At 74.7% G+C, this 4,843-nt stretch carries 3 protein-coding genes; all 3 read left to right on the forward strand.

Going from position 1 to position 4,843, the window contains the following annotated elements:
- On the forward strand, positions 1–2,067 hold a 2,067-nt coding region (locus tag HLB15_RS22415), incomplete at its 5' end, for a DEAD/DEAH box helicase (protein WP_171108817.1).
- A 60-nt stretch (positions 2,068–2,127) separates the two neighbouring features.
- Complete coding sequence (locus tag HLB15_RS22420; protein WP_171108819.1) at positions 2,128–3,417, forward strand: DUF418 domain-containing protein; 1,290 nt, start codon at positions 2,128–2,130, stop codon at positions 3,415–3,417.
- A 27-nt stretch (positions 3,418–3,444) separates the two neighbouring features.
- Positions 3,445–4,728 carry a DUF8814 domain-containing protein gene (locus HLB15_RS22425; RefSeq protein WP_212760246.1) on the forward strand — a complete coding sequence of 428 codons (1,284 nt, stop codon included), beginning with the start codon at positions 3,445–3,447 and terminating at the stop codon, positions 4,726–4,728.
- Positions 4,729–4,843 lie beyond the last annotated feature (115 nt).

The following is a 4,843-nucleotide window of genomic DNA, read 5'->3' on the forward strand; positions in this document are numbered from 1 at the left end:
CGCGCCGCGGCGCCCGAGCGGGTCCGCGCCGCCTACCGCGGCGCCCGGGACGACCTCGTGCGCGCGCAGCTCGCCGAGGTACCCGTCGACCGGATCCGCGAGGTGAGCACCGGCCGCCTGCGCGTCGGCCCGGTCGAGGCGGCGGGCTTCCGCACGGTCGCCCAGGTGCTCGACGCCTCGACGGCGCAGCTCGTGGCCGTGGACGGCGTCGGGTCGCGGACGGCGGGCCTGCTGCAGGACGCCGCGCGTCAGATCTTCGACGCGGTCGACGCATCCCTCACTTTCCGTATCGCGCACGCGCCCCACGACCCCCACGCGACCGGCCTGGTGCGGGCCCTGCACGCACACGAGCAGGTGACCCGGTTCTTCGCCGCGTGGGGCGAGCGGCTCGACGTCGACGTGCCCCGCCTCGCCGAGCTCGCCGGGGCAGGCGCCGTGCGCGGCACCCTGGTGCGCCGCCTCGTCGCGGGCCGCGCCCGCACGCGTGCCGCCGACGCGGCGCTCACCGCGCTGGCCCCCGTCGTGGACGGCCTCGACGCCTCCGGCGTCACCGACGCGCTGCGCCGCCTCGACGCGGCGTTGTCCAGCACCTCCGACGCCGAGCTGTGGCGCGACTACGAGGCCCGCGCGGCCGCCTACTACGCGGCCCTGGGTGAGCTCGTGGACCTCGGGGTGGACGTCGAGGCCGCAGAGGGCTACCTGCCCGAGGAGGTGGTGCAGAAGGTCACCGACCAGGAGCTCGACACGTCCCTGCTGCGCTCCTCGCTGCGCGGCTACCAGGCGTTCGGCGCGCGGTACGCGCTGGTGCAGCGGCGCACGATCCTCGGCGACGAGATGGGCCTCGGCAAGACCGTCCAGGCCATCGCCGTCATGGCCCACCTGGCGGCCCGCCGCCGGACGCACTTCCTCGTCGTCTGCCCCGCGAGCGTCGCGACCGGCTGGGCGCGCGAGGTCACCACCCACTCCGAGCTGCCGGTGCGCGTGCTGCACGGCGACGACCGGGACGCAGGCATCCGCACCTGGGTGGCCGACGGCGGCGTCGGCATCGTCACCTTCCCCCAGCTCGGGCACCTGGCGGCCGCGGGCCTGCCGCGCCCAGCGCTGCTCGTCGTCGACGAGGCGCACTACGTCAAGAACCCGAGGGCCCAGCGTTCCGAGCGCACGGCGGCCTGGACGCGGTCCGCCGAGCGGGTGCTGTTCATGACCGGCACGCCCATGGAGAACTCCGTCGAGGAGTTCCGCAGCCTGGTCGGCTACCTCAAGCCCGACGTCGCCGACGAGATCGACCCGGCCGCCGGCCTCGCGGGCGCCGCCGCCTTCCGACGCTCCGTCGCGACGGTGTACCTGCGACGCAACCAGGAGGACGTGCTCACCGAGCTGCCCGAGCTCGTCCAGGTGGACGAGTGGGAGAAGTTCGGCCGGTACGACGGCGCCGCCTACCGGCGGGCCGTGCTCAAGCGGTCGTTCGCGGACATGCGCCGCGCGGCGTTCGTCCGCGCACCCGAGCCGACGGCGAAGCTGGTCCGGCTGCGGGAGATCGTCGACGAGGCGATGGACAACGACCGCAAGGTCGTCGTGTTCTCGTTCTTCCGCGACGTGATCGAGACCGTCGTCGAGGAGCTCGGTCCGCTCGCCGTCGGGCCGATCACCGGCTCCGTGCCCGCGAGCCGCCGCCAGGAGCTGGTCGACGAGTTCACGCACTCCCCCGAGCCGAAGGTCCTGGTCAGCCAGATCGAGGCGGGCGGCGTCGGGCTCAACATCCAGGCCGCGTCCGTCGTCGTCCTGTGCGAGCCGCAGGTCAAGCCGACGGTCGAGGCGCAGGCCGTGGCCCGCGCGCACCGGATGGGCCAGGTCCGCACCGTGCAGGTGCACCGCCTGCTGGTCGAGGACAGCATCGACGAGCGCCTGCTGCAGATCCTCGGCACCAAGGCCGAGCTGTTCGCCGAGTACGCCGGCCGCTCGACGGTCGGTGCGGCCCCCGGTGCCGCCGACGTGGCCGACGCCGAGATCGCGCGCCGCATCGTCGAGCAGGAGCGGGCGCGCCTCGACGAGGAGCCCGCCGCCTGATCCTCCCGGTTCGCCGGTGTTTTCCTCGCGGGAGGGCCCGCGGCCTGGTGAGATGACACCATGCCGGAGACCGCAGCCCTCCCCCGAGGACCCGTCCAGGCCGCCGAGCGGTCGCCCGCACCCGATCTGGCGCGCGGGCTGATGCTCCTGCTCATCGCCGTCGCGAACACCCCGTACTACCTCTGGGGCAGCGAGACGGGCGTGGCGAGCTCCCACCCGGTCGACGGGACGGTCGTCGACCGGGTCGCCGCCTCCCTCGTCATCGTCCTCGTGGACCTGCGGACCTACCCGATGTTCGCGTTCCTGTTCGGCTACGGGATGATGCAGCTCTACAACCGGCAGCGGGCCGCGGGGACGACCCACGAGCAGGCGCGCCGGCTGCTGCAGCGGCGCAACGGGCTGCTCCTCGCGTTCGGTCTCGTGCACGCCGCGCTGCTGTGGATGGGCGACGTGCTCGGCGCCTACGGCCTGGCCGGCCTGCTCGTGGTCTGGCTGTTCTTCGAGGCGCGGGACCGCACGCTGATCGTGTGGACGTCCGTGCTCGGCGGGCTGCTGACCGTCGGCACGCTGCTCGCCGTGGTCGGCTCGGCCTTTCTCGCGACGCTCCCCGCCGACGATCCCGCCGCCCGCGAGCTGGTCAAGAGCTTCGGCCCGGACACCGGTGCCATGTCCGAGCCGTCGTACGTGGCCTCGGTCGTCGAACGTCTCGTCTTCTGGGTGCTCGGCACCGTCGGGCAGGGCGTGCTCATGCTCGTCGTGCCGATGATGCTGCTGCTCGCGTTCTGGGCCGGACGCCGCCGCATCCTCGAGCACCCCGGCGACCACCTGCCGCTGCTGCGCCGTGTCGCGGTCGTGGGCCTCGCGGTCGGCTGGCTCGGCCCGCTGCCCGCCGCGCTCGACCACCTCAGCGTGCTGCCCGTGCCGGAGCACGCGGCCTGGGTCTTCCTGCCCGTCCAGATCGTGACCGGGTTCTTCGGCGGCCTGGGCTACGTGGCCCTGTTCGGCCTGGTCGGCCACCGCGTCGCCCTGCGCCGCACCGGTGCGCCGTCGCGCGACCTCTTCGCCACCGACGGCTGGTTCGCCGGGGCGATCCAGGCCGTCGGCAAGCGGTCCCTGACCTCCTACCTGCTGCAGTCGGTGCTCTGCGCGCCGGTCCTCGCGGCCTGGGGCCTCGGCCTCGGACAGCACCTCGGCTCGTTCACGATGCTGCTGTACGCGGTGGCCGTCTGGGGTGTGACCGTGCTGTTCGCGGTGTGGCTGGAGCGCACGGGCCGCCGCGGCCCGGCGGAGGTCGCGCTGCGGCGGCTCGTCTACGGCCGCCGAATTTCACCCTCTTCCTCTCGCGGGTGAAAGTGAGGTCCGCGTAGATTCACCCCCATGCTGACCCAGGTACGCAAGACCCGACGCCGTGGGGCCCTGCCGGCCGCCGCCACCTGTGCGCTCCTGATCCTCTCGGGCACGGCCGTCTCGGGCACGGCGGGCGCCGCCGTCACCCCTGACGTCGCTCCCCGCCCTGCCGAGCAGGGCTGGTCCGTCGACCTCGACACCTTCACCGACGACGACGCCGGGGTGCGCCACAGCGACGGCGCGCTCCGCCTCGACGCTCCCCCGCCGCCCGACGACGCGGCGCCGGGTGCGGTCGGGCCCTCCGGCCAGCTCGTCGCGCCGCCCGTCACGCTCGACTCCTCCGTCGGCGCCGTCGCGGCCGACGTCGACGCCACGGCGCCCCCCGGGACCTCGGTGCTCGTCGACGTCCGCGGCAGGCTCGACGCCCAGGGGCCCGACGCGTGGACCGAGTGGGTGCCTGCCGGGTCGGCGCTGCCCGCGGCGTCGGACACCGTGCAGGCCCGCGTCACGCTCGTGGGCGAGGCCGGCGCCGGCCCGGCCGTGCGCGAGGTGACCCTGACGCCGCAGGCGCCGCGGTCGCGCTCCCTGCAGGACGTCGAGGCCGCTCCCGCCTCGGGCGAGCGGTCGTACCGGATCTTCGCGACGCGCGAGGGGCTCGTGGGCGGCACCACCGCGAACGGGCACGTCATCACCCCGCGCGACCACTTCGTGGCCCTGCCGTCGCGGCGCGGCCTGTCGTCGAACAGCTCGGGCAGCTACTCGGTGCGCGTGTGTGCGGAGAGCACGGGCCGGTGCGCCTACGCCCCCGTGTGGGACGTCGGCCCCTGGAACATCACCGACGACTACTGGAACCCCGCGGGCACCCGGCAGTCGTGGACGGACCTCCCGCAGGGCAAGCCGGAAGCGCAGGCCGCCTACCAGGACGGCTACAACGGTGGTCTCGACGGGTACGGCCGCCGCGTGGCCAACCCGGCGGGGATCGACCTCGCCGACGGCACCTTCTGGGACGGTCTCGGCCTGACCGACAACGCCTGGACCACGGTCACGTACCTGTGGACGGGCAGCGGCCCGCGCGGCGTCGTGCGCACGAGCGGCGGGCCGCTCACCGTCCGGTCGGGTCCCGGCACCGGCTACGCCGCCAAGGGGCTGGCGGGCAACTACGCCAACGTGGTGGTCGAGTGCACGGCGACCGGCTCCACCGTGACCGGCACCTACGGCACGACCGACCTGTGGAACCGGATCGGGCCGGGCAACTGGGTCTCGGACGCCTACCTCAACACCGGGTCGTCGGGGCCCGTCGCCCCCGCCTGCTGAGGCACGGCCCACCGGCCCGGGGCACGCCCCGGGTCAGCGGGCCGTCGGGTGCCCGCCTCGCCTCAGGAGGGCGGTCGGCGGCAGGGCCAGCGCGACCGCCGCCACCGCGACGACG

The sequence above is a fragment of the Promicromonospora citrea genome, from assembly GCF_013004695.1.
Lineage (GTDB): Bacteria > Actinomycetota > Actinomycetes > Actinomycetales > Cellulomonadaceae > Promicromonospora > Promicromonospora citrea.

Bases quoted from the DNA above. Each gene is read 5' to 3' on its own strand.
- HLB15_RS22420 (WP_171108819.1), top strand. From the start codon at position 2,128: ATGCCGGAGACCGCAGCCCTCCCCCGAGGACCCGTCCAGGCCGCCGAG.
- HLB15_RS22425 (WP_212760246.1), top strand. From the start codon at position 3,445: ATGCTGACCCAGGTACGCAAGACCCGACGCCGTGGGGCCCTGCCGGCC.